A 21,134-nucleotide genomic window follows, 5' to 3' on the forward strand; every position below is an offset into this window, starting at 1 on the left:
AGGGGCGGAAAGGCGGATTGCAGGCGAGCACGCGCATCGGCCAACCCAAGCAGATCGCCGCGGTGTAGGAAAGGGCTAGGCAACAGCGAGGAGCTGGCCGGTGACGCCCGGAGCGCGCTCCAGGTAGGCCAGCGTGCGCGCGATATCCTGCCGGTCGGCGCCGACGATGCCGTTGACCCGGCGGGGCGCCATCTCGCGTGCGAGTTCCTGCACCGCCGCCAGGCGCCAGGCGCGGTGTTCGTGCGATGCGGGCGGAAAGACGATGACGAGAGCTTCCCCTGCACGGGGAGAGGGCAGCGGCGCGGACGCCGACGGAAGGGATTCCCGGCCCGGCGACTCCCCTCCACCATGCTCCGCATGGTCCCCCTCCCCGTTACGGGGAGGAAGGTGCGCCCGGGCTCTCGGCAGCCACGTCGCGTAGAACTCCGCCGCGGCGTCGAGCGGACCGGCGGGCAAATCGGCCACGTCGATCTGCAATGTCACCATCAGCGCCGCTCGCGCGTCAGGGTAATGCCGATCTCCTCGTCCGCCTCGCTCAGCGCCAGCTTGACGATCTTGACGCTGACTTCCTCGACCCGCTGGTCCTGGACGAACAGCGTGTCGGCGACATGCTCGGCGACCGCCTCGATGAGCTTGAAGTGGGTGTCGCCAAGGGCTTCGGAGGCGGCGAACTTGAGGTCCATGTAGTTCTTGCTGGCGTCGAGATGGGTCTCGGGCTCGTAGCGGTCCTGTGCCTTGAGTTTGACGCGCACGGTGAAGCGCAGCGGCTGCGGCCGGCCGGTCTCCTCCGAGTAGATGCCCGTGTGCACCATGTGCTCGAAGTTGGCGATTTCGAGATAGAGGCAGTCGGCCACCGGAGTCTCCCGCAAGTACGCGGCGCGGATGGCAGGCGGTGCGGCGCTTGTCCACCACCCACACCAGGGCACTGGGCTACAGACGCTCTTGCGGTTATCTGCGGACCGATGCCGGAAACACCAGCACGATCGATGGGGCACAAGGCCCGCACGCTCGCCGCGCTCATGCTGCTGCCCATGCTCGGCGGCTGCGTGGCCGCGGCCGCGCTGGCCGTGCCTTCGATGACCGCGCTGGGCGTGATCGAGAAGGGCAAGCGCGACAAACGCGAGCGATCGGAAGCGGCTCCGTCCGCCGCTGCGGAGGCCGCGGCATCAGTCCCCGACCGGTCCTGGGAACTGACGCCGCTCACGCAGTTGCCGGCCAATGCCGGCCCGACCTCGCCCGGGGCACCGGCCCGGCCCTGGCAGAACTTCCTCGACTACGCGCTCGCCGGCGCGGGCGAGGAAGACGGCAGGGAATCCGCGATCCTAGCGCCCGAGGCCGCGCAACGCCTGCTCCCTCGCCAGGAGCCATGCGAGCGCGGCGAGAAGGCCGTCATCATCGATCTCGACCACGGCGCAAAGGCGTTTTCGCCCGATGCGGAGCTCGAGCCCTCTCCGGGCCTCGCCACCGGGCTTGCGCGACTGCGCGAAGCCGGGGTCGTCGTGATGTGGATCTCGCAGCTCGACGCAAACCGGGTGGACGACGTTGCCAAGGCCCTGATGCGCTCGGGCCTCGACCCCACGGGCAGGGATCCGATCCTGCTCGTGCTGGGCGACGGCGACCGCAAGCAGGCCTTGCGCGAGCAGGCGGCCCGCAGCGCCTGCGTGCTCGCCATCGCCGGCGACCGGCGCGAGGACTTCGACGAACTGTTCGGCTACCTGCGCGACCCGGCCACCGCGAGCAACTTCGACGTCTTGATCGGTTCGGGCTGGTTCCTGGTGCCCGATGCCCTCTCCGCGGCGGCCAACGAGCCGCAACCCGCCGGCTAAGAGTTGCGCCAGCGGGCGAAGATCGCGGTGGGGAGCAGACGGCCGCCCTCCCCCTCCTCGCGGACGGCCAGGTCGCCGTGTTCGATCGTGCCCGGCAGCGCGGCGAAGTGTTCGGCCAGCAGCCCACCGAGCGCGAGGCTGCTCATGCGCACGGCATAGACGGTGAGAAACAGGAAGCGGCTCTCGGCATCGAGCAGCGTGCGGCAGTCGGCGACGAGGCCGGGCAGACCCTCCTCGAGCCGCCAGGTCTCGTTCTTCGGGCCGCGGCCGAACTTGGGCGGGTCGAGGATGATGCCGTCATAGCGGTTGCCGCGGCGCACCTCGCGCGCGGCGAACTTGGCGGCATCGTCGACCAGCCAGCGGATCGGGCGGTCCTCCATGCCCGACAGCGCGGCATTATCTCGCGCCTGGGCGACCGACTTCTTGCTCGCATCGACGTGGGTCACGGGACCGCACTCGCTGAGCGCAAGCGTGCCGACGCCGGTGTACCCGAACAGGTTGAGCGTTCCTCTTCCTCCCGGTGGCGGGGAGGTGGCCGATGCGGCAGCATCTGACGGAGGGGGTTCGCCACCATCGCTTCGCGTGCGGCCCGCCCCCTCCACCACACTGCGTGCGGTCCCCCTCCCCGTGCCGGGGAGGATACCGCGCATCCAGTCCCACACCGGGGCCATGTCGGGGAAGAAGCCGAGGTGGCGGAAGGGTGTGTTGTGGGCGGTGAACGTCACCTCGTTCCAGGCGAGCGGCCAGCCGTCTTCGGGCACCGGGCGGTCGAAATGCCAGCGGCCGCCGCCGTCTTCGTCGCTGCCGGGAATGAATTCGCCATCGGCCCGCCACTCGCCCAGCCGCGGGCTCCACATCGCCTGCGGCTCGGGGCGGACGAAGCGATAGGGGCCGTAGCGTTCGAGCTTGCGGCCGTGGCCGGAGTCGACGAGGCCGTAGTCGGCCCAGCCCTCCCCCTCCATGACGAGCGGCTGTTCGACGAGATCAGCCAACCGCGCCTCCGCGCATCCCCACGCCCGTTCGTGCAGAGACTGTCGAAGCACGCAGGCGGAACGTTTGTGCCAATCGTCCTTCGACAGGCTCAGGACGGACGGAAGTAGGAGGCGCCGGCATCACGTTAGCGTGAGGGCGCCGCGTGCTCCGCGACATAGGCGGCGATGGCGTCGTAGTCGCCGGGGAGCTCGGCACAGGCCTCGTCGCGCTCGAACAAATCGCCGATTCGCGCGGGCAACTGCGGACGCAGGCCGGTGGCGCGCTCGACCGCGTCGGGGAACTTGGCCGGGTGCGCGGTGGCGAGCGTGACGACCGGGACGGCCGCCGGCAGGTCCGCCGCGCGGGCAGCATGAAGGCCAATGGCCGTATGCGGGTCGACGACTTCACCGTCGCAAGCCTCGAAGGCCCAGCGCATCGCCTGGCTCATCGCGTCGGCATCGACCCGCGCACTGGTGAACAGAGCCGCGGCGCCTTCGCGCTGGGCGTTGGTCAGGCGCATCGCCTTGCTGCCCTCGAAGCCGCGCATCTGCTCGGCCAGCGCCTTCCCGTCGCGGCCGCCGACGTCGAACAGCAGCCGTTCGAAGTTTGAGGAAACCTGGATGTCCATGCTCGGCGCTGCGGTCGGGGTTACGGCGCCGGCGGAATAGTCGCCATTGGCGAGCGCGCGGTGGAGGATGTCGTTGACGTTGGTGGCCACGATCAGCCGCTCGATCGGCAGCCCCATGCGCGCCGCGACGTGCCCGGCGAAAACGTCGCCGAAGTTGCCGGTCGGGACGCTGAAGGCGACCTTGCGCTCGGGCGCGCCGAGCTGCAGCGCGCTGGCGAAGTAGTAGACAACCTGCGCCATCAGCCGCGCCCAATTGATCGAGTTGACCGCGCTGATGCGGAAGCGGCCGGTCATGTCGGTGTCGCCGAACATCCGCTTCACCATCGCCTGGGCATCGTCGAAGCTGCCGTCGATGGCGATGTTGTAGACGTTGGGCGCCTTGACCGTGGTCATCTGCCGGCGCTGCACGTCGCTGACCCGCCCCTTGGGGTGGAGCATGAAGATGTCGATCCGCTCGCGCCCGGCGACCGCGTCGATCGCCGCGCTGCCGGTATCGCCGCTGGTCGCGCCGACGATGGTCAGCCGTTCGTCGCGGCGGGCGAGGAATTCCTCGAACAGCAGGCCGAGCAGTTGCAGCGCCACGTCCTTGAACGCCAGGGTCGGGCCGTGGAACAGCTCGAGCAGCCAGTTGCGCTCGTCGAGCTGGGTCAGCGGGGTGACCGCTGCGTGGGGGAAGCGGCCATAGGCCTGCGTGCACAGTTCGTGCAGGCGCTCAGGGGTGAGGGCATCGCCGACGAAGGGCTGCATGACCCGTGCGGCGAGCGCGGCATAGGGCAGCCCGCGCATGGCGGCGATCTCGTCGCTGGTGAAGCCTGGCCACTCGGCGGGCACGTAGAGGCCGCCGTCGCTCGCCAGCCCGGCCAGCGTCGCGCCTTCGAAATCGAGCGCCGGGGCGCTTCCGCGTGTCGAGACGTACTGCATCGCGAACGGCGGTTAGCCGCGCGGCGTGCGGCGGGCAAGCAAAGGGCGCTACCGACCGCTAAAGCGCCCATTCGTCCTGAGCCTGCCCAAGGACGAATCTGCGCCCGATCCGCCTGCCGGCAATTCGTTCGACAAGCTCACCGCGAACCGACTGTGTCCGTCTCGCCCTCGAGTTCGCGCTTGAGCTTCGACAGGCCCGCCGCGGCGGCCGCGGCATGCGGGCCGATCCAGCGCTCGTGAATCGCCTGGATCGGCATGGCGTCGAGGTGATTGAAGCGCTCGCGCCCCTTGCGCAGCGCCACCACCAGCCCCGCCTCCTCGAGCACGCGCAGGTGCATCATCACCGTGGTGCGATCGAGCTCGGGAAAGACTTGAGCGAGCTGGCCGGTGGTCAGCGGGCGCAGCTTGAGCTCGTCGCAGATGGCGCGGCGCACGCGGTTGGCCAGCGCCTTGAACACGCGGTCGATTTCGTCATCGTTTGACATGTTATATTTTTATAACATAATGGCGAGCGACTCAAGAGGAGAATCTGCCGTGGACCTCAAGTTTCGCGTTTTCGCCACGATCTCGAAGCCCGTGCACGAAGTGTTCGAGGCCGTCGCCGATCCCGCCCAGCTCTCGCAGTACTTCACCACCGGCGGCGCGCGGGGGCGACTCGAGGAGGGGGCGACCGTGACCTGGGACTTCCACGACTTCCCCGGGGCTTTCCCGGTCTACGTCGGCGAGGTCGTGCCCGACGAACGAATCGTCCTCGAATGGAAGGCCAACGAGCCCGGCGCGGACGGGCCCGATTACAACACCACCGTGACGATGAGCTTCAGGCCGGTCGACGGCGATCCCGCCCGGACGCTGGTCGAGATCGCCGAGGAAGGCTGGCACGAGACCGAAGCCGGACTCCAGGCGAGCTACGGCAACTGCATGGGCTGGAGCCAGATGCTCGCCGCGCTCAAGGTGTGGATCGAGCACGGGATCAACCTGCGCGAAGGCATGTACAAGTAGGCTAGCGCGCGTCCCGCCCCTCGGCGCGCCATTTCTTGCGCAGCGCCAGTGCGTAGATGACCAGCGCTGTCAGCGCGAACAGGAACCACTGCACGGCATAGGCGAGGTGGTTGTTGGGGATCTCGCTCGGATCGGGCACCGCGAGCTGCTGCAGTCCGCCCTGCGGGGGCGATGCGACCAACTTGATGCCGCCCTTCGACGGACCGATCACGCCAGCGACTTCGCCGCCGCTCCATTGCGGGGCGGCCGAATCGGTCGACCAGCCGAGCGCGACCTCGGCGCTGCCGCCACCGGCGAGCGTGCAATGGGCGATGTGCGCCCAGCCGCTGCGCTGGTCCTGCGAACGGCCGGATATGGCGTCGAACCCGCGGACCGAGGCGCAGTCGACACTGCTGCGGCGGTAGAGCGCGCCCGCGTAGTCGGCGGGATCGCTCGGCCAGGGCACTTGGGCGCTCATCGCCTGCGCGTCGTGGTAACGGGCCAGCAGGCCTTCCTTCCACTGCAACCGCTGGAGCTGCCAGACGCCGAGCGCGATCATCGTCGCGGCGGCGAGTACGACCACCACCGTCGGCACGATGGGCAGGCGGCGCATCAGTGCCTGCCGCCGCCGCGATGGTATTCGGAGTAGAGCAGCGCCGCCTTGGCCACGCGCAGGCCGCCGATGACCCCGACGACCGTCAGCGGGAGCCAGAGGACGACGTGCAGCCACCAGGGCGGATCGAACGCAAGCTGCAGCCAGACGGCAAGGCCGGTGACCAGCGCGCCGATGATCAGGATCAGGAACGAGGCCGGACCGTCGCCGACGTTGAATTTCTGGAAATCGAGCTCGCAGGCGCGGCAGCGCGGGGCGAAGGCGGTCCAGCCGCCGAACAGCGTGCGCGCACCGCAGCGGGGACAGAGACCGAAAAGGGCAGCATGGCCGAGACCCTGCTGCCCCTTCGAAGGTTCGGGCGTGTCGGCCATGTCAGCCGTGGATCGGCGCGCCCCACCCGCCCCAGACGTAGACCACCACGAACAGGAACAGCCAGACGACGTCGACGAAGTGCCAGTACCACGCCGCCGCCTCGAAGCCGAAATGCTGCTCGGGCGTGAAGTGGCCCTTGTAGGTGCGCACCAGGCAGACGATCAGGAAGATCGTGCCGACCAGGACGTGGAAGCCGTGGAACCCGGTCGCCATGTAGAAAGCCGAACCGTAGGTGTTGCCCCCGAAGGCGAACGGCGCGTGGACGTATTCGTAAGCCTGGATACTGGTGAACAGCATGCCGAGCAGGATCGTCAGCCACAGGCCCTTCTTGAGCCCCTCGCGGTCGCCGTGGATCAGGCTGTGGTGCGCCCAGGTCACCGTGGTGCCCGAGCACAGCAGGATCAGCGTGTTGAGCAGCGGCAGGTCGAACGGGTTCATCACCGCCTCGATCGCCTTGGGCGGGAACTGTCCGCCGATCACGTCGGTCAGCGTGCTGGGGAACAACGAGAAATCGAACCACGACCAGAACCAGCCGACGAAGAACATCACCTCCGAGGCGATGAACAGGATCATGCCGTAGCGCAGATGCAGCTGCACCACCGGGGTATGATCGCCCGCCTGCGCTTCGCGCACGATGTTCGAGAACCAGCTGAAGAAGGTGGCGATCAGCCCGGCGATGCCGAGGCCGAGGACCAGCCAGTGATTGGGCATGTCGTGCATGTACAGCACCATGCCGCTGGTGAAGGTCAGCGCCGAAATCGAACCGACCAGCGGCCAGATGTCGGGTGGCAGGATATGATAGTCGTGGTTCTTGGCGCCGGCCATGATGATCGCTTCCTGGTAGATGTTGCCGCAGCCCTTAAAGGCCCCGGTCCCTTGGCTCAAGAGGTTAAGACGGCTGCTCGACCGCCTTGTGGAACGTGTAACTCAGCGTGACCTGCTCGACCCCGTCCATGTTGGGATCTTTCAGCGCGGCGGGATCGATATAGTAGATCACCGGCATGCGCACTTCCTGGCCCGGACGCAGCGTCTGTTCGGTGAAGCAGAAGCACTGGATCTTGTTGAAATAACGCCCCGCCTGCTCGGGCTCGACATTGAAGCTGGCATTGCCGGTAATCGGAACGTCGGACAGGTTCTTCGCGGTGAAGATGGCCATGTCGCGCTGGCCAATGGCGACCGTGTCGGTCACTTGCAGGGGCTTGAACTTCCACGCCAGATCGGGCGCGGTGTTGGCGTCGAAGCGAATCGAGATCGTGCGCCCGCCGGCGCTGCGCGCCATCTCGGCAGCGGTCACCGCGTCGGCGTCGGTGGCACGCTGGGTAGTGCCGGCAAAGCCGGTCACCTGGCAGAATATCCGGTACAGCGGCACGGCGGCGAAGCCGAGCGCGAGCATGCCCGCCGCGACCACGGCCATGATCGCGGCGGTGCGGCGGTTGCGGTGCTCGACAGGGACGCTCGCCATGATTCAGCCCAGCTTGACGTAAGTGATGACGTAGAACAGCACCACGAAACCGACCAGCACCAGCGCCAGCGCCACGTTGCGGCCCTTGCGGGCGCGCTTGAAGGCCTCTTCCTCTTCGGGCGTCATGCCAATGCTCCAAGGTTGCGTAACGCCGCGTCGATCACCAGCACGGCGAACAGCGCGAAAAGATAGATTACCGAATAGCCGAACAGGCGCTTTTCCGGTTTCATCGCATCGCCCTCGAACGATGCGCGGAAGGCCACCGGCGCGGCAAGCGCGAGGAAAACGCCCGACAGGACCAGCGCCGAGACGCCGTAGACGGCGCCGGTTCCGCCCAGGACCCAGGGCAGCAGGCTGACTGCAAACAGCACCACCGAATAGACGAAAATCTGGCGGCGCGTCGCCTGTTCGCCGGCGACCACCGGCAGCATCGGGATGCCGACCTTGGCGTAATCGGTCTTCACGAACATCGCCAGAGCCCAGAAGTGCGGCGGGGTCCACACGAAGATGATCGCGAACAGCAGCACCGGCATCAGCGTGATGTGTCCGGTCACCGCGATCCACCCGATCAGCGGCGGAAAGGCCCCGGCAGCGCCGCCGATGACGATGTTCTGCGGCGTGCGCGGCTTGAGCCAGATCGTGTAGATGACCGCGTAGTAGAAAATCGAAAGCGCGAGCACCGCGCCCGACAGCCAGTTGACCACCAGGCCCATCATCAGCACCGAAGCGACCGACAAGGCGATGCCGAAGTCGCGTGCGTTGCTGTGCGCCATTCTGCCCGCCGGCAGCGGGCGCCGCGCGGTGCGCTTCATGCCCGCGTCGATATCGGCTTCCCACCACTGGTTGAGCGCGCCCGAACCGCCCGCGCCGAGCGCAATGCACAGCACCGCGGTAAAGCCGATGACGGGATGGATTGTACCGGGCGCCGCGAGCAGGCCGCACAGCCCGGTGAAAACCACCAGGCTCATCACCCGCGGCTTGGTCAGCGCGAAGAAATCGCGCCACTCGACGGGGAGACTCGCGGTCGGGACGGTGGTCATAGCGGACTCGGTATAGGCGGTCACTGGCATGGCTGAAACCCGTTGCGGCGCAAAAGCGAAGGGGCGCGGCCGTCGCCGGCGCGCCCCCGCTTTTTTCTGGTCGAGGTGCGGCGGCCTAGTGGGCGGTGGCCGTCCCGTCGCCGATGTGATCGTGATAGCTGTGATGCTCCTCGATCACCGGCAGCGTCTCGAACTGGTGGAACGGCGGCGGGCTCGACAGGCTCCATTCGAGCGTCGTCGCGCCTTCGCCCCAGTAGTTCGCCGGAGCCCTCTTGCCGGCCACGAAGGCGTAAATGAGGTTGGCGAAGAAGAACAGCATCGAGCCGGCCATGACCATGTAGCCGACCGTGGCGAGCTGGTTCCAGTAGGTGAACGCCGGAGTGTAGTCGGGGATGCGCCGCGGCATGCCGTCGAGCCCGAGGAAATGCATCGGGAAGAAGATCATGTTCACGCCGATGAAGAAGCCCCAGAAGTGCAGGTGCGCGAGCAGTTCGGAGTGCATCCTGCCGCTCATCTTCGGGAACCAGTAGTAGAAGCCCGCGAAGAGCGAGAACACCGCGCCCATGGACAGCACGTAGTGGAAGTGCGCCACGACGTAGTAGGTGTCGTGCAGGTTGTCGTCGATGCCGCCGTTGGCCAGCACGACGCCGGTCACGCCGCCGATGGTGAACAGGAAGATCATGCCGATCGCCCAGACCATCGGGCTCTTGAACTCGATCGAGCCGCCCCACATCGTCGCGATCCAGCTGAAGATCTTGATGCCGGTCGGCACCGCGATGACCATGGTCGCCGCGGTGAAGTACATCTTCGTGTTCACGTCGAGGCCGGTGGTATACATGTGGTGGGCCCAGACGATGAACCCGACGACGCCGATCGCGACCATGGCGTAGGCCATGCCGAGGTAGCCGAAAATCGGCTTGCGGCTGAAGGTCGCGACGATCTGGCTGATCATGCCGAAGCCCGGCAGGATCATGATGTAGACCTCGGGGTGGCCGAAGAACCAGAAAAGGTGCTGGTAGAGCACCGGATCGCCGCCGCCCGAGGCGTCGAAGAACGTCGTCCCGAAGTTGCGGTCGGTGATCAGCATGGTGATCGCCGCGGCGAGCACCGGCAGCGCGAGCAGCAGCAGGAAGGCGGTGACCAGCACGGACCACACGAACAGCGGCATCTTGTGCAGGGTCATGCCCGGCGCGCGCATGTTGAAGATCGTGGTGATGAAGTTGATCGCGCCCATGATCGAGGCGGCACCGGCAAGGTGCAGCGAGAAGATCGCGAAGTCGACCGCCGGACCCTGCGAGCCCGAGGTCGAGAGCGGCGCGTAGACTGTCCAGCCGGTTCCCGCGCCGATGCCCGTACCGCCGGGCAGGAAGGTCGAGATCATCAGCGAGGCGAAGCCCGCCGCGGTCAGCCAGAACGAGATGTTGTTCATCCGCGGAAAGGCCATGTCCGGCGCGCCGATCATGAGCGGCACGAACCAGTTGCCGAAGCCGCCGATCATCGCCGGCATGACCATGAAGAAGACCATGATGAGGCCGTGCGCGGTAATCAGCACGTTCCACATGTGCAGCGCCTGGTCCATGCCGGTCTCGCCGTAGAGGTCGAGTACGACCTTGGGCAGAACCTGCAGGCCCGGCTCGGCCAGCTCGGCGCGCATGACGCCCGAGATGACGCCGCCGATGATGCCCGCGCAGATCGCGAAGATCAGGTACAGCGTGCCGATGTCCTTGTGGTTCGTCGACATGAACCAGCGGGCGAAGAAGCCCGGCTTGTGATCGGCGTCGTGATGCGCGTGATCGTCGTGGTGGGCCTGAAAGGCATCGGCGGTGGTGGCCATCTTAGCTTACCTTGCTTCTCGAAATATCATTGCGTCAGGCGGTTGCCGGCGTCGTCGCCGGGGTTTCGGGCGAAGGCGCTTCCCCGGCGGCCGGCGCGCCCGGCTCGGCCGAGGCGGGAGTCGCGGCGGGCGTCGGCGCCGAAGGAGCCGCGGCCGGCTCTTCGCCTTTCAGCGTGCCGCCCTGCGAGCGGACCCAGGCTTCGAACTGCGGCCGCGGCAGCGCTTCGACGGCGATCGGCATGTAGCCGTGGCGCGCGCCGCACAGTTCCGAACACTGGCCGTAGTAAATGCCGGGTTCCTCGATGAACATCTTCTTCTCGTTGAGACGCCCGGGGACGGCATCGAGCTTGAACCACAGGCTCGGCACGGCGAACGAGTGGATCACGTCGGCGCCGGTGGTCTGGATGCGGATCCATTCGCCGGCCGGCACGACCATCCGGTGGTCGACCGCGAGCTGCGGCGGCAGGCCCTTCTGCACCGCTTCCTCGTCGGGCAGCATGTTGGAGATCACTTCGAAGTCGCCGTTGTCGGGATAGCTGTAGCCCCAGTACCATTGGTAGCCGGTGACCTTGACCGTCAGCGCGTCCTTGGGCGGCGAGGCGTACTGGTCGCGCAGCAGCATGATCGAGGGCACGGCAATGGCGACCAGGATCAGCACCGGAATGACCGTCCAGACAATCTCGATGAAGGTATTGTGGCTGGTCTTCGAGGGCACCGGGTTGGCCGACTTGCGGAACCGCACCATCACGAACAGCAGCAGGAACAGGACCAGGAGGCAGATCGCCGTGATGATCGGCATCAGCCCATAGGCGTGCATGTTGTGAGCGAAGTGGCCGGTCGGTGAATACTGCTTCTGGAAATCCCATCCGCCCGGGCTCGGCTGGCCCTTGATCCACTCCGGACCGAGCGGCGTGTAGCCGGAGTCCGCAGCCGCGGCATCGGCCGGGGCAATCGCCGCCGTATCGGCAGCAGCCGGAGCAGGCACCGCGACGGCCGCAGGCGGAGCGGCAGCGGCCGTCGCCGCAATGGCGCCTTGCGGCACGCTCACCAGGGCCAGGGCCCCGATCAGGATCGAAAGGAAACTCAATCGCTTGCGGGCGATGGTGCCAGGAATCATCTGTCTGCCGCTTTCCGTCCAGTAACGTTGCGCGCATCGGCGCGGTCGGCCCCGAAAGGGCCTGGGTTTGGCGGGCCTATACGCGCGCTTGCCCCATGCCTCAAGCGCTTCTAGGGAGATTTTTCGACAGGCTCCGGCCGCGCCCCTTGCGGCGCCGGGAGGGGCCCCATGCCTGCCTGGGAAATATCGAAGACACCATGACCGAAGACGAGGTCCTCGCCGAATTCCGCGCCTGCCAAGCCTTGCTCGAAGGGCATTTCAAGCTCTCCTCGGGACGGCACAGCGCCCATTACCTGCAATGCGCGCGCGTGCTGATGAACGCCGAGCGCGCGGCAACGCTGGCCCGCGCACTGGTGCAGAAGATCCCGCGCGACATCCGCACGCAGATCGACAAGGTGGTCAGCCCGGCGATGGGCGGGCTCATCATCGGCCACGAGATCGGCCGCGCGCTGGACGTCGACGCGATGTTCGTCGAACGGCCCAGCGGCACCTTCGAATTTCGTCGCGGTTTCGACCTCAAGGAGGGCGAGAAAGTGCTGATGTGCGAGGACGTGGTCACCACCGGCCTTTCCGGCAAGGAGGCGATCGCGGCGATCGAGGCGGCCGGGGGCGAAGTCGTCGCCGCCTGTGCGCTGGTCGACCGCTCGGCCGGCGAGGTCGACATGGGCGTGCCGTTCTTCCCGCTGGTCGAGATCAACTTCCCGACTTACGCGCCCGGCGAACTGCCGGAAGAGCTGGCCGCGTTGCCGGTCGAAAAGCCGGGGAGCCGCAAGGCTTGAGCCGCGAGGACAAACTCCGCCTCGGCGTCAACATCGATCACGTCGCCACGATCAGGAACGCGCGCGGCGGGGACCACCCGGACCCGGTGCGTGCCGCCGAAATCGTCGCGGCCTGCGGCGGCGACGGCATCACGGCGCACTTGCGCGAGGACCGGCGGCACATCCGCGACGGGGACTTGCAACGCATCCAGGAGGCGACAGGCCTGCCGCTCAACCTCGAGATGGCGGCCACCGAGGAAATGCTCGCCATCGCCCTCGCCCACAAGCCGCACGCCGCCTGCATCGTGCCGGAAAAGCGCGAGGAGGTGACGACCGAGGGCGGGCTCGATGCCGCCGGGCAGCACAACCGGCTGCAGCCGATCGTCAGCCGCCTGACCGACGCCGGCATCCGCGTCAGCCTGTTCATCGAAGCCAGTGAACGCCAGGTCGAGGCCGCCTTGCGGCTCGGCGCCCCGGTGGTCGAATTCCACACCGGCGAATACGCCCACGCCGAAGGGGAGGACCGCGCCGTGCAATTGAAGCGAGTCGCCGACATGGCCGCGCTCGCCGCCAAGAACGGCATCGAGCCGCACGCCGGCCACGGCCTGACTTACGACAACGTCCAGCCGATCGCCGCGATACCCCAGCTGCGCGAGCTCAACATCGGCCATTACCTGATCGGCGAGGCGATCTTCACCGGGCTGGAGAACGCCGTTCTACGCATGCGCGCGCTGATGGATATGGCGCGGTGAATAGGCTGCTCCGTCATCCCAGTTTGGGTAACCCGCCATGATCATCGGCCTCGGCTCCGACATCACCAACATGGAGCGCATCGCCGCTTCGCTCGAGCGCTGGGGCGACAAGTTTACCGCGCGTTGCTTCACCGATATCGAGCGCGCCAAGGCGGCGCGGCGGCCGTTCACTGCGGTCGGCACCTACGCCAAGCGCTGGGCCGCCAAGGAGGCCTATGCCAAGGCCATCGGCACAGGATTCAAGCGCGGGGTGTTCCACAAGGACATCGGCGTGGTGAACATGCCGAGCGGTGCGCCGACGCTGGCTTTGACCGGCGGCGCCGCCGAGCGGCTTGCGGAATTGATACCGGACGGCCATGAGGCGCTCGTTCACCTCACCCTCACCGACGATCACCCATGGGCGCAGGCCTACGTTATCATCGAGGCCCGTCCGTTATGAGTTCCCGCCCAGCCGATCCCGCGATGACCGATACCGAAGAGACGAGCGACGCCGCCGAGGCGAAGAAGCCGAAGGAGAAGGTCAACTGGCTGCACGAGATTCGCGGTCTGGCGCTGATGCTGCTGGCGGTGCTGGCGTTCCACACCTTCATCGCCAAGCCGTTCTACATCCCCTCCGGCTCGATGATGCCCAACCTGCTGGTCGGGGACCGGCTGGTGGTCAGCAAGTATCCCTACGGCTGGTCGTGGGTCTCGGTCAGCTTCCACTTGCTGCCGCGCAGCGACTGGCGGATCAAGCCGGCGACCCCCGAATACGGCGACATCGTCATCGTCGTCCCGCCGGACAAGACCGAGGACTACATCAAGCGCGTGATCGGCCGGCCTGGCGATACCATCGCCCTCGTCAATGGCCAGGTCATTCTCAACGGCCGCGCAGTCCCGCGCGAGCAGGAGCCGCCGGTGCAGCTCGCGGCGGACCAGCAGATCTGCGACGGCAGTCCCTGCCTCGGCGAGTTCATGCGCTATCGCCATCGCCTGCCGAGCGGCAAGGTGGTCTACGAACCGCCGACCTACCGCGAAACGCTGCCCAACGGGGCCAGCTACCTGGTCATCGACGAGGACGATTACGGCATGGCCGACAATTTCGGCCCGGTCGAAGTGCCCGAAGGCCATGTCTTCCTGATGGGCGACAACCGCGACCATTCGGCCGACAGCCGCTTCGAGGCCGGAATGCAGGAGGGCCTCGGCGGCCCGGTGCCGCTGGCCGACATTGGCGGGCGCGCCGAATTCATCACCTTCTCGCTCGACGGCAGCACGACGCTCAACCCGCTGACCTGGTGGAAGAGCTTGCGTCCCGACCGGGCCTGGACCAGTCTGCGGCCGCAACTGAGGAAAAAACCGGCAAGCGATGAGTGACGACAGCGCGAGACCGCCCGCCAAACCGCTCGAGGGCGAGGCCCCGGTCGGTTCGAGCCCGACACACATTTCCAATCCCAAGCTGCGCTACGAGGCCGAGCGCGCGTTCGTCTGGTCGGTTGTCGTCGGCTTCGTGGTGCTGGCGGTCTACCTCGCGCAGTCGCTGCTGGTGATCGTCGGGGCGCTGGTCTTCGCCACCCTGCTCGACGGCGGGACGCGCCTGCTCGGCCGCTGGCTGCCGCTGCCGCGCCTGGTGCGGTTGCTCATCGTCATGCTCTGCGCCATCGCCTTCATGGTCTGGCTGATGTGGTCGGCGGGATCGCAGATCTCGCAGCAGGCGGCTGAGTTCCCCGCGCTCGTCGTCACCCAGATCGAGCGCTTCATCGCGTTCCTGACCGACAAGGGATTTTCGGTCGGGCAGGACGAAATCCAGCGTGTCGTCGGCTCGGTGTTCAGCGGCGTGGGCACGGTGACCCGGGCCATCGGCGGGCTGTTCGGCGCGGTCACCACGATGGTGCTGATCGTGATCATCGGACTGTACCTGGCGATCGATCCCCGCCCCTACGAGCGCGGCATCGCGTGGATGTTGCCCGAGGATAGCCGCGAGCCGCTGGCCGAGACGTTCGATGCGGTCGCCTTCACTCTGCGCCGTCTGCTCGCGGGCCGACTCGCCGGCATGGTCTTCGAGGGCCTGCTGACCTTTGCCCTGCTCAAGCTGCTCGGCGTGCCGATGGCGGCGCTGCTCGGCATCATCACCGGGCTGCTGGCCTTCATCCCCAACATCGGGGCGATCGTTTCCGGCGTCCTGATGACCCTGGTCGGGTTCTCGGTGAGCACGGAAATCGGATTGTGGACCATCGGCGTCTACTTCCTGGTGCAGAACTTCGACGGCTACATCGTTGTGCCGATGATCGCCAAGAAGACGGTCGACCTGGCCCCGGCGCTGGTGCTCATGGCACAGCTGATTTTCGGGGTTCTGTTCGGCATTCTCGGCCTGGCGCTGGCGGACCCGATGCTGGTGATGATCAAGGTCGCGCTCGAACGCCGGGCGGAGCGGCTCGACCGCAGGGATCGGAGCCGGCGCGAAAGCGTCAAGGCGGCGTCCGCCTGATGGTCCGCAAATTCCTCAACTTCATCGCGATCTGCGTCGTGCTGGTCATCGTCGGGGCCATCGCGCTCGCCGTCTGGTCGGACAAGGCGACACAGATCGCTTTCGTCCCCACTGCCGCTTTCGTCGACCAGAAGCCGTTCGAAGTGAACGCTTACCAGGACCCGGCGATGTGGTACTCGCGGCCCGGCTTCGGCGCGCCTAACGATCCGGCGCTGTGGCAGCCGCCGGAGGCAGCCGCAAAGGTGGCGGGAAGCGCGGCGCGCGCGGCCGAGGCCCCGCCGCGGCCCGCAGCGAGTCCGAGCGCTGCACCGCCGCCGTTCGCGGTCTTCTTCGTCCACCCGACCAGCTACATCAATCGCAACGCGTGGAACGCCCCGCTCGACGATCCGGACGGCGAGGCCCGCGCCCGGCTGTTCATCAAGGGCATGGCCAGCCCGTTCAACCGCGCGGCGGAGATCTGGGCGCCGAAATATCGCCAGGCGACCTTCGGCGCCTTCCTGACCGACGATCCCGCGGCGGACAGGGCGCTCGATGCCGCCTATCAGGACGTCAGCCAGGCGTTCGACTTCTTCGTGTCGAGCATCCCGCCCGACATGCCGATCGTCCTGGCCGGGCACAGCCAAGGCGCCGCTCACCTGACCCGCCTGCTCGAGGAGCGCATCGCCGGTACGCCGCTGCAAGGCCGCGTGGCGATGGCCTATCTGATCGGCTGGCCTATCTCGGTCGAGCACGACCTGCCCGCGCTGGGTCTGCCAGCGTGCGCGACCGCTGAGCAGGCCGGCTGCATCATGGATTATTCGAGCTTCGCCGAGCCGGCCGAGCCGGGCCTGCTGCTCGAACGTTACCGCACTTCGCCCGGGTTCGACGGCAAGCCCCGCGGCGAGGACGGCCTGCTCTGCGTCAATCCGCTGACCGGGACCATTGGCGGCGAGGCCGGAGCCAGCGCCAACCTCGGTACGCTGAAGCCCAATGACGATCTCAGCTCGGGCGAGCTGGTCCCCGGCGCGGTGCCGGCGAAGTGCAGCCCGCGCGGTTTGCTGCTGATCGGCGACCCGCCGAAAATGGGCCCCGGCGTGCTGCCCGGCAACAACTTCCATGTCTACGACATCCCGCTGTTCTGGCGAAACCTGCAAGCGGACGTCGACCGCCGCATGCGGGCATGGGCGGCGCAGCACCCGTGATCTTCACGACCGCGGCGGAGCTGCGCGGCGCCTTGCCCGAGGGAGGGGTATTGCTCGGAATCGACCTCGGCACCAAGACCATCGGCACCGCGCTGAGCGACGCGGGCTGGCGCTTCGCCACCGCCGGCAAGACGCTCGCTCGGGGAAAATTCTCGCGCGACCTCGAGGCAATCCGAGCGGTCGTCGCCGATCGCCGGGCGGCCGGCATCGTCCTCGGTCTGCCCCTCAACATGGACGGCAGCGAAGGCCCCCGCGCCCAGAGCGCCCGCGCCTACGCGCGCAACCTCGCCCCGCTGGCCCTGCCGGTGCTGCTGTGGGACGAACGCTGGTCGACGACCAGCGCCGAGCGCGACCTCGTGGCGCAGGATTGGAGCCGCACGAAGCGCAAGGACCGAATCGACAGCCACGCCGCTGCGATCATCCTTCAGGCCGCGCTCGATGCGCTGACCGGGGGGCTGTTCTAAGTTCGACCCGGTCGACGGCGTAATCGGCGTGTGTATCGCCCGACGGAGCGCTTCAGTCGCAGCAGGAGCAGCGGCGTTCAACGGGTGCGCAGGACCAGCGTGAGGCCGGGCGGATCGCTGCTGGGTGCGGCGTCGAGCGGATAGCGCATCGCATCGGCGCGGGCGCGGTTGAGGATTGCCGCCGGCACCTCCGCTTGATGGAGGATGGTGTCGGCCACGCCGAGCAGTTGCATCTGGCGCATCGTCAGCTCCTCGGGGTCGGCGCTGACGGTAAGCTCGATGCGGTTCGCTTGCGGCCCGTCGGCGAGATCGGAGGCAAGCCAGCGCTCCACTTCCTCGGGCCCCGCGCCCCCAAGGGGGTCGAGCGGCCCGCCCTCTGCGAGCGCCGCGTCGAGCGCACCGCGGCGCTCGGCGGCGCCGGGCCAACGCGCGCGGATCGCGCCGCGCGAAAGCGCCAGCGCCTGCGCCAGGCGTCCGACGCTGACCGGGAGAATGCTCTCGAGCCGCAGGCGCAGGTGCTTGGCCAGCCCGGCCGAGGCGCCGCCCGTACCTATGGCGATCTGCACGGGTTCGCGTTCGAGCACGCTCGGCGTGGTGAAGTCGCAGAGCTCGGGCCTGTCGACGACATTGACCAGCATGCCGGCCTCGCGCAGGCGAGCGGCCGCCGCTTCCGCGAGCGCCGGGTCCTCGATCGCGACGAAGCCTATCCGCGCGCCGGCGCCGATCGCCCCTGCCTCTTCGCGGATCACCTTGGCGCCGGCCCGCTCGGCCAGGCGGCGCTTGGCATCGGCCGCCGTCCCCTCCCCCAGTACGAGAACCGGCTTGCCGGCCACGCGATGGAAGAGCGGAAGCGAGATCATGCTATTCGAGCCAGTCGGGCACGCGCTCGGCGGCGGTGATTTCTTCGGGGGCGATACGGTCGGCCACGACAGCGAACTTGTCGCCGTCGACCATGACCTCGGCGACGAAGCCGCGGCTGTTATAGCTCGAGGCCATAGTCGCACCATAGGCCCCGGCGGTGCGGAACACCGCGAGGTCCCCGGCGACGAGCGCGTCGATGTCGCGATCCCGGGCGAAAGTGTCGCCGGTCTCGCAGATCGGACCGACGACGTTGGCGGTCATCCGCCCGCCCGAAGGCCTGACCGCATCGATATCGTGCCAGGCGTCGTAGAGGGCGGGCCGAGCAAGGTCGTTCATGGCTGCATCCACTATCACGAAGGGTGGCCCGTTGCCTCCGCGTTTTACCCGGATCACCCGTGTCAGCAGCACCCCGGCGTTACCCGTGATGACTCGCCCGGGCTCGAACATCAGGCGTACGTCCCAGCCCTTGGTCGCGCGGGCGACCATCGCGCCGTATTCGGCCGGGCTCGGCAGGACTTCGCCAGCCTTGTAGGGCACGCCGAGCCCGCCTCCGAGGTCGACATGGGTGATGGCGTGGCCCTGCGACCTCAGCGTCTCGACCAGCGCCCCGACCCGCGCAAACGCCTTCTCGAAGGGGTCGAGGCTGGATAGCTGGCTGCCGATATGCACCGCCAGCCCCCGCAGGTTCATGCCGGGCCGCTGCGAAAGGTCGGCGAAGATCTCTTCGGCGCGATTGATCGGCACACCGAACTTGTTTTCGGCCTTGCCGGTCGAGATCTTGGCGTGAGTCCGGGCATCGACATCGGGATTGACCCGCAGCGCCGCGGGCGCGCTGAGGCCCTTGCGCTCGGCGATCAGAGCCAGCTCGTGACCCTCTTCCTCGCTCTCGATGTTGAACTGGCCGATCCCGGCATCGAGCGCCTCGGCCATCTCGCGATGGGTCTTGCCGACGCCGGAAAAGATGATGTCCTGCGCCTCTACGCCAGCCGCGAGCGCGCGCTTCATTTCACCGCCGGAGACGACGTCGGCGCCGAAGCCCTGACGTTGCAGCACCTTGATTACCGCGAGGTTGGGATTCGACTTGAGCGCAAAGGCGATGTGCGGATTGTCGAGTTCCGACAGCGCCTCGCGAAACACGCGAGCATGACGCTCAAGCGTGGCGCGCGAATAGACGTATACCGGGGTGCCGATTTCTTCGGCTATGCGCGCCAATGGCACGTCCTCGGCGTAGAGTTCGCCGTCGCGTAACTGGAAATGGTCCATAATCTGGTCAGCCTTCGGGAGGGAGGTCGAAAGGATCGTCTTCGCGTTCCTCCGACCGTTTTCGCAGCTCCACGCTGCGCTCCGGGGCGGCCTGGGTGGGCGGTTCGAGCAATTCGGACGCGCTCAGCTGGTGGTCGCTGCCGTAAGGTGCGACCGGCAGGTCGTGACCGGGGAGCGGTTCGAGGTCCTTCTTCTGGCCGCAGGCGGCGAGCAACAGGAGCCCGGCAAGCGGGGCGAGGCGGCGGATCATGCGTCCATTCCTAGCGCCTTGCGCGCTTCGGCGACACGCTTGTTCACTTCGGCCGGAGCGGTGCCGCCATGGCTGCTGCGCGCGGCGACCGAGCTTTCGACCGACAGCGCCTCGAACACGCCCTCTCCGATGCGGGAGTCGATGCCCTGCAGTTCGGCGAGGGAAAGCCGGTCGAGCGCCACCCCTTTGCTCTCGGCCAGCTTGACGACCGCGCCGGTTACGTGGTGCGCCTCGCGAAACGGCAGCCCCGCTTCGCGCACCAGCCAGTCGGCCAGGTCGGTCGCGGTGGCATAGCCGAGCTCGGCCGCCTGGCGCATGCGCTCGGTGCGGAACGCGGCTTCGCCGATCATCCCGGTCATCGCCGCGATCGACAGGCCGAGCAGGCTCGCCGCCTCGAACACCGGCGGCTTGTCGTCCTGCATGTCTTTCGAATAGGCCAGCGGCAGGCCCTTCATGGTCACCGAAAGCGCGGTCAGGCAGCCGATGATGCGCCCGGCATGCCCGCGCACCAGTTCGGCGGCGTCGGGGTTCTTCTTCTGCGGCATGATCGAGCTGCCGGTGCTAAGCGAATCCGGCAGGCGGACGAAGCCGAACGGCTGGCTGGCCCACAGGATCAACTCCTCGGCCAGCCGCGAGAGGTGCAGCGCGCACTGCGCGGCGGCCTGGAGGTAATCGAGCGCGAAGTCGCGGTCGGACACGGCGTCGAGGCTGTTGGCGGTCGGCCGGTCGAAACCGAGCGCCTGCGCGGTCATCTCGCGGTCGATGGCGAAACCGGTTCCGGCCAGCGCGGCGCTGCCCAGCGGGCACTCGTTGAGCCGGGCGCGGGCGTCGTGGAAGCGGGTGCGGTCGCGCCGGACCATCTCGTAATAGGCCATCAGGTGGTGGCCGAGGGTGACCGGCTGCGCCGCCTGCAGGTGCGTGAAGCCGGGCATGATGGCGCCGGCATGCTCGCCCGCACGCGTGACCAGCGCTTTCTGCAGCGCCTCCAGCCCGGCATCGGCCTGGTCCATCGCATCGCGTACCCACAGGCGGAAGTCGGTCGCCACCTGGTCGTTGCGGCTGCGCGCGGTGTGGAGCCTCCCGGCCGTGGAGCCGATCAGGTCGGCCAGCCGGCTCTCGGTGGTCATGTGGATGTCTTCGAGGTCCCAGTCCTCGGGGACGCCCTGCGCTTCGTATTCGGCGGCGACCTGGTCGAGACCCTGCTCGATGGCCAGCGCATCGTCGTCGGAAACGATGCCGCAGGCGCCGAGCATGGCGACATGGGCCTTGCTCGCGGCGATGTCCTGGCGCCACAAGGCTTTGTCGAACGGGATCGACGCGTTAATCTCGCGCATGATCGCAGCCGGGCCTTCCGCGAAGCGCCCGCCCCACATCTGAT

26 protein-coding genes are annotated in these 21,134 nt (G+C 67.7%); 9 read left to right on the top strand and 17 right to left on the bottom strand.

Annotated elements, in window-relative coordinates; translation table 11 throughout:
* Window positions 1-75: 75 nt before the first annotated feature.
* Both Q7I88_RS14745 and Q7I88_RS14750 read right to left on the bottom strand, forming a co-directional pair.
* Window positions 76-486, bottom strand: a complete 411-nt coding sequence (locus Q7I88_RS14745) for a Rossmann fold domain-containing protein (RefSeq protein WP_305096664.1) — start codon at window positions 484-486, stop codon at window positions 76-78.
* Window positions 486-854 carry a dihydroneopterin aldolase gene (locus Q7I88_RS14750; RefSeq protein WP_305096665.1) on the bottom strand — a complete coding sequence of 123 codons (369 nt, stop codon included), beginning with the start codon at window positions 852-854 and terminating at the stop codon, window positions 486-488. Before Q7I88_RS14750 ends, Q7I88_RS14745 begins: the two co-directional genes overlap by 1 nt.
* 108 nt (window positions 855-962) lie before the next feature.
* Between Q7I88_RS14750 and Q7I88_RS14755 the strand changes: the two genes are divergently transcribed.
* Window positions 963-1,826, top strand: coding sequence for an HAD family hydrolase (locus tag Q7I88_RS14755; protein ID WP_305096666.1), 864 nt, complete (start codon window positions 963-965; stop codon window positions 1,824-1,826).
* Here the strand turns inward: Q7I88_RS14755 and Q7I88_RS14760 are convergent.
* From Q7I88_RS14760 to Q7I88_RS14770, 3 genes are all read right to left on the bottom strand, one after another.
* Entirely contained in the window at window positions 1,823-2,818 is a 996-nt protein-coding gene (locus Q7I88_RS14760) for a class I SAM-dependent methyltransferase (RefSeq protein WP_305096667.1), read from the bottom strand. The two genes, Q7I88_RS14755 and Q7I88_RS14760, sit on opposite strands and share 4 nt — an antisense overlap.
* A 125-nt stretch (window positions 2,819-2,943) precedes the next feature.
* Window positions 2,944-4,347, bottom strand: a complete 1,404-nt coding sequence (gene thrC, locus Q7I88_RS14765) for a threonine synthase (protein WP_305096668.1) — start codon at window positions 4,345-4,347, stop codon at window positions 2,944-2,946.
* A gap of 137 nt (window positions 4,348-4,484) precedes the next feature.
* Window positions 4,485-4,832, bottom strand: coding sequence for an ArsR/SmtB family transcription factor (locus Q7I88_RS14770; RefSeq protein ID WP_305096669.1), 348 nt, complete (start codon window positions 4,830-4,832; stop codon window positions 4,485-4,487).
* A 49-nt stretch (window positions 4,833-4,881) separates the two neighbouring features.
* On the opposite strand from Q7I88_RS14770, the gene Q7I88_RS14775 reads away from it, so the two are divergent.
* Window positions 4,882-5,346 carry an SRPBCC family protein gene (locus Q7I88_RS14775; protein WP_305096670.1) on the top strand — a complete coding sequence of 155 codons (465 nt, stop codon included), beginning with the start codon at window positions 4,882-4,884 and terminating at the stop codon, window positions 5,344-5,346.
* Between the two features lies 1 nt (window position 5,347).
* Here Q7I88_RS14775 and Q7I88_RS14780 read toward each other — a convergent pair whose 3' ends face one another.
* The 8 genes from Q7I88_RS14780 to coxB form a co-directional block, all read right to left on the bottom strand.
* A complete protein-coding gene (locus Q7I88_RS14780; RefSeq protein ID WP_305096671.1) occupies window positions 5,348-5,938 on the bottom strand; it encodes an SURF1 family protein in 591 nt (196 codons plus the stop codon).
* Window positions 5,938-6,309: a DUF983 domain-containing protein gene (locus Q7I88_RS14785; RefSeq protein ID WP_305096672.1), complete on the bottom strand. Its 372-nt coding sequence runs from the start codon at window positions 6,307-6,309 to the stop codon at window positions 5,938-5,940. The genes Q7I88_RS14780 and Q7I88_RS14785 overlap by 1 nt, the downstream gene beginning before the upstream one ends.
* Window position 6,310: 1 nt before the next feature.
* Window positions 6,311-7,135 carry a cytochrome c oxidase subunit 3 gene (locus tag Q7I88_RS14790; RefSeq protein WP_305098622.1) on the bottom strand — a complete coding sequence of 275 codons (825 nt, stop codon included), beginning with the start codon at window positions 7,133-7,135 and terminating at the stop codon, window positions 6,311-6,313.
* 64 nt (window positions 7,136-7,199) lie between these two features.
* Window positions 7,200-7,772 (bottom strand): cytochrome c oxidase assembly protein, encoded by a 573-nt coding sequence (locus tag Q7I88_RS14795; RefSeq protein ID WP_305096673.1) that lies wholly within the window; start codon window positions 7,770-7,772, stop codon window positions 7,200-7,202.
* A gap of 3 nt (window positions 7,773-7,775) precedes the next feature.
* Complete coding sequence (locus Q7I88_RS14800; RefSeq protein WP_305096674.1) at window positions 7,776-7,898, bottom strand: cytochrome c oxidase system small membrane protein; 123 nt, start codon at window positions 7,896-7,898, stop codon at window positions 7,776-7,778.
* Window positions 7,895-8,812 (bottom strand): heme o synthase, encoded by a 918-nt coding sequence (locus Q7I88_RS14805; RefSeq protein WP_305096675.1) that lies wholly within the window; start codon window positions 8,810-8,812, stop codon window positions 7,895-7,897. Before Q7I88_RS14805 ends, Q7I88_RS14800 begins: the two co-directional genes overlap by 4 nt.
* A gap of 115 nt (window positions 8,813-8,927) precedes the next feature.
* Window positions 8,928-10,646: a cytochrome c oxidase subunit I gene (gene ctaD, locus Q7I88_RS14810; protein ID WP_305096676.1), complete on the bottom strand. Its 1,719-nt coding sequence runs from the start codon at window positions 10,644-10,646 to the stop codon at window positions 8,928-8,930.
* A gap of 34 nt (window positions 10,647-10,680) precedes the next feature.
* Window positions 10,681-11,763, bottom strand: coding sequence for a cytochrome c oxidase subunit II (coxB, locus tag Q7I88_RS14815; RefSeq protein ID WP_305096677.1), 1,083 nt, complete (start codon window positions 11,761-11,763; stop codon window positions 10,681-10,683).
* 197 nt (window positions 11,764-11,960) lie between these two features.
* Here coxB and pyrE point away from each other — a divergent pair, with 197 nt between their 5' ends.
* Genes pyrE through ruvX form a run of 7 tightly spaced genes read left to right on the top strand, consistent with a single transcriptional unit; the run spans window position 11,961 to window position 17,382 of the window.
* On the top strand, window positions 11,961-12,542 hold the full coding sequence (pyrE, locus tag Q7I88_RS14820) for an orotate phosphoribosyltransferase (RefSeq protein WP_305096678.1): 582 nt from the start codon (window positions 11,961-11,963) through the stop codon (window positions 12,540-12,542).
* Window positions 12,539-13,273, top strand: coding sequence for a pyridoxine 5'-phosphate synthase (locus tag Q7I88_RS14825; protein WP_305096679.1), 735 nt, complete (start codon window positions 12,539-12,541; stop codon window positions 13,271-13,273). The genes pyrE and Q7I88_RS14825 overlap by 4 nt, the downstream gene beginning before the upstream one ends.
* A gap of 37 nt (window positions 13,274-13,310) precedes the next feature.
* Window positions 13,311-13,712, top strand: a complete 402-nt coding sequence (gene acpS / locus Q7I88_RS14830; protein ID WP_305096680.1) for a holo-ACP synthase — start codon at window positions 13,311-13,313, stop codon at window positions 13,710-13,712.
* Complete coding sequence (gene lepB / locus Q7I88_RS14835; RefSeq protein ID WP_305096681.1) at window positions 13,709-14,626, top strand: signal peptidase I; 918 nt, start codon at window positions 13,709-13,711, stop codon at window positions 14,624-14,626. The genes acpS and lepB overlap by 4 nt, the downstream gene beginning before the upstream one ends.
* Complete coding sequence (locus Q7I88_RS14840; protein WP_305096682.1) at window positions 14,619-15,737, top strand: AI-2E family transporter; 1,119 nt, start codon at window positions 14,619-14,621, stop codon at window positions 15,735-15,737. Before lepB ends, Q7I88_RS14840 begins: the two co-directional genes overlap by 8 nt.
* The gene (locus Q7I88_RS14845) at window positions 15,737-16,918 is read left to right on the top strand and encodes a DUF3089 domain-containing protein (protein WP_305096683.1); all 1,182 of its coding nucleotides are present in this window, start codon (window positions 15,737-15,739) and stop codon (window positions 16,916-16,918) included. Before Q7I88_RS14840 ends, Q7I88_RS14845 begins: the two co-directional genes overlap by 1 nt.
* Entirely contained in the window at window positions 16,897-17,382 is a 486-nt protein-coding gene (gene ruvX, locus Q7I88_RS14850; RefSeq protein WP_305096684.1) for a Holliday junction resolvase RuvX, read from the top strand. The genes Q7I88_RS14845 and ruvX overlap by 22 nt, the downstream gene beginning before the upstream one ends.
* Window positions 17,383-17,459: 77 nt before the next feature.
* Here the strand turns inward: ruvX and Q7I88_RS14855 are convergent, their stop codons facing one another.
* The 4 genes from Q7I88_RS14855 to argH are packed head-to-tail and all read right to left on the bottom strand — an operon-like array spanning window position 17,460 to window position 21,129.
* On the bottom strand, window positions 17,460-18,242 hold the full coding sequence (locus Q7I88_RS14855) for a precorrin-2 dehydrogenase/sirohydrochlorin ferrochelatase family protein (RefSeq protein ID WP_305096685.1): 783 nt from the start codon (window positions 18,240-18,242) through the stop codon (window positions 17,460-17,462).
* A 1-nt stretch (window position 18,243) separates the two neighbouring features.
* Complete coding sequence (gene lysA / locus Q7I88_RS14860; protein WP_305096686.1) at window positions 18,244-19,506, bottom strand: diaminopimelate decarboxylase; 1,263 nt, start codon at window positions 19,504-19,506, stop codon at window positions 18,244-18,246.
* A gap of 7 nt (window positions 19,507-19,513) precedes the next feature.
* Window positions 19,514-19,756 (bottom strand): LPS translocon maturation chaperone LptM, encoded by a 243-nt coding sequence (gene lptM, locus Q7I88_RS14865; protein ID WP_305096687.1) that lies wholly within the window; start codon window positions 19,754-19,756, stop codon window positions 19,514-19,516.
* Window positions 19,753-21,129, bottom strand: a complete 1,377-nt coding sequence (gene argH, locus Q7I88_RS14870) for an argininosuccinate lyase (RefSeq protein ID WP_305098623.1) — start codon at window positions 21,127-21,129, stop codon at window positions 19,753-19,755. The genes lptM and argH overlap by 4 nt, the downstream gene beginning before the upstream one ends.
* Between the last annotated feature and the right edge of the window lie 5 nt (window positions 21,130-21,134).

It is taken from the genome of Croceibacterium aestuarii (assembly GCF_030657335.1).
Lineage (GTDB): Bacteria > Pseudomonadota > Alphaproteobacteria > Sphingomonadales > Sphingomonadaceae > Croceibacterium_B > Croceibacterium_B aestuarii.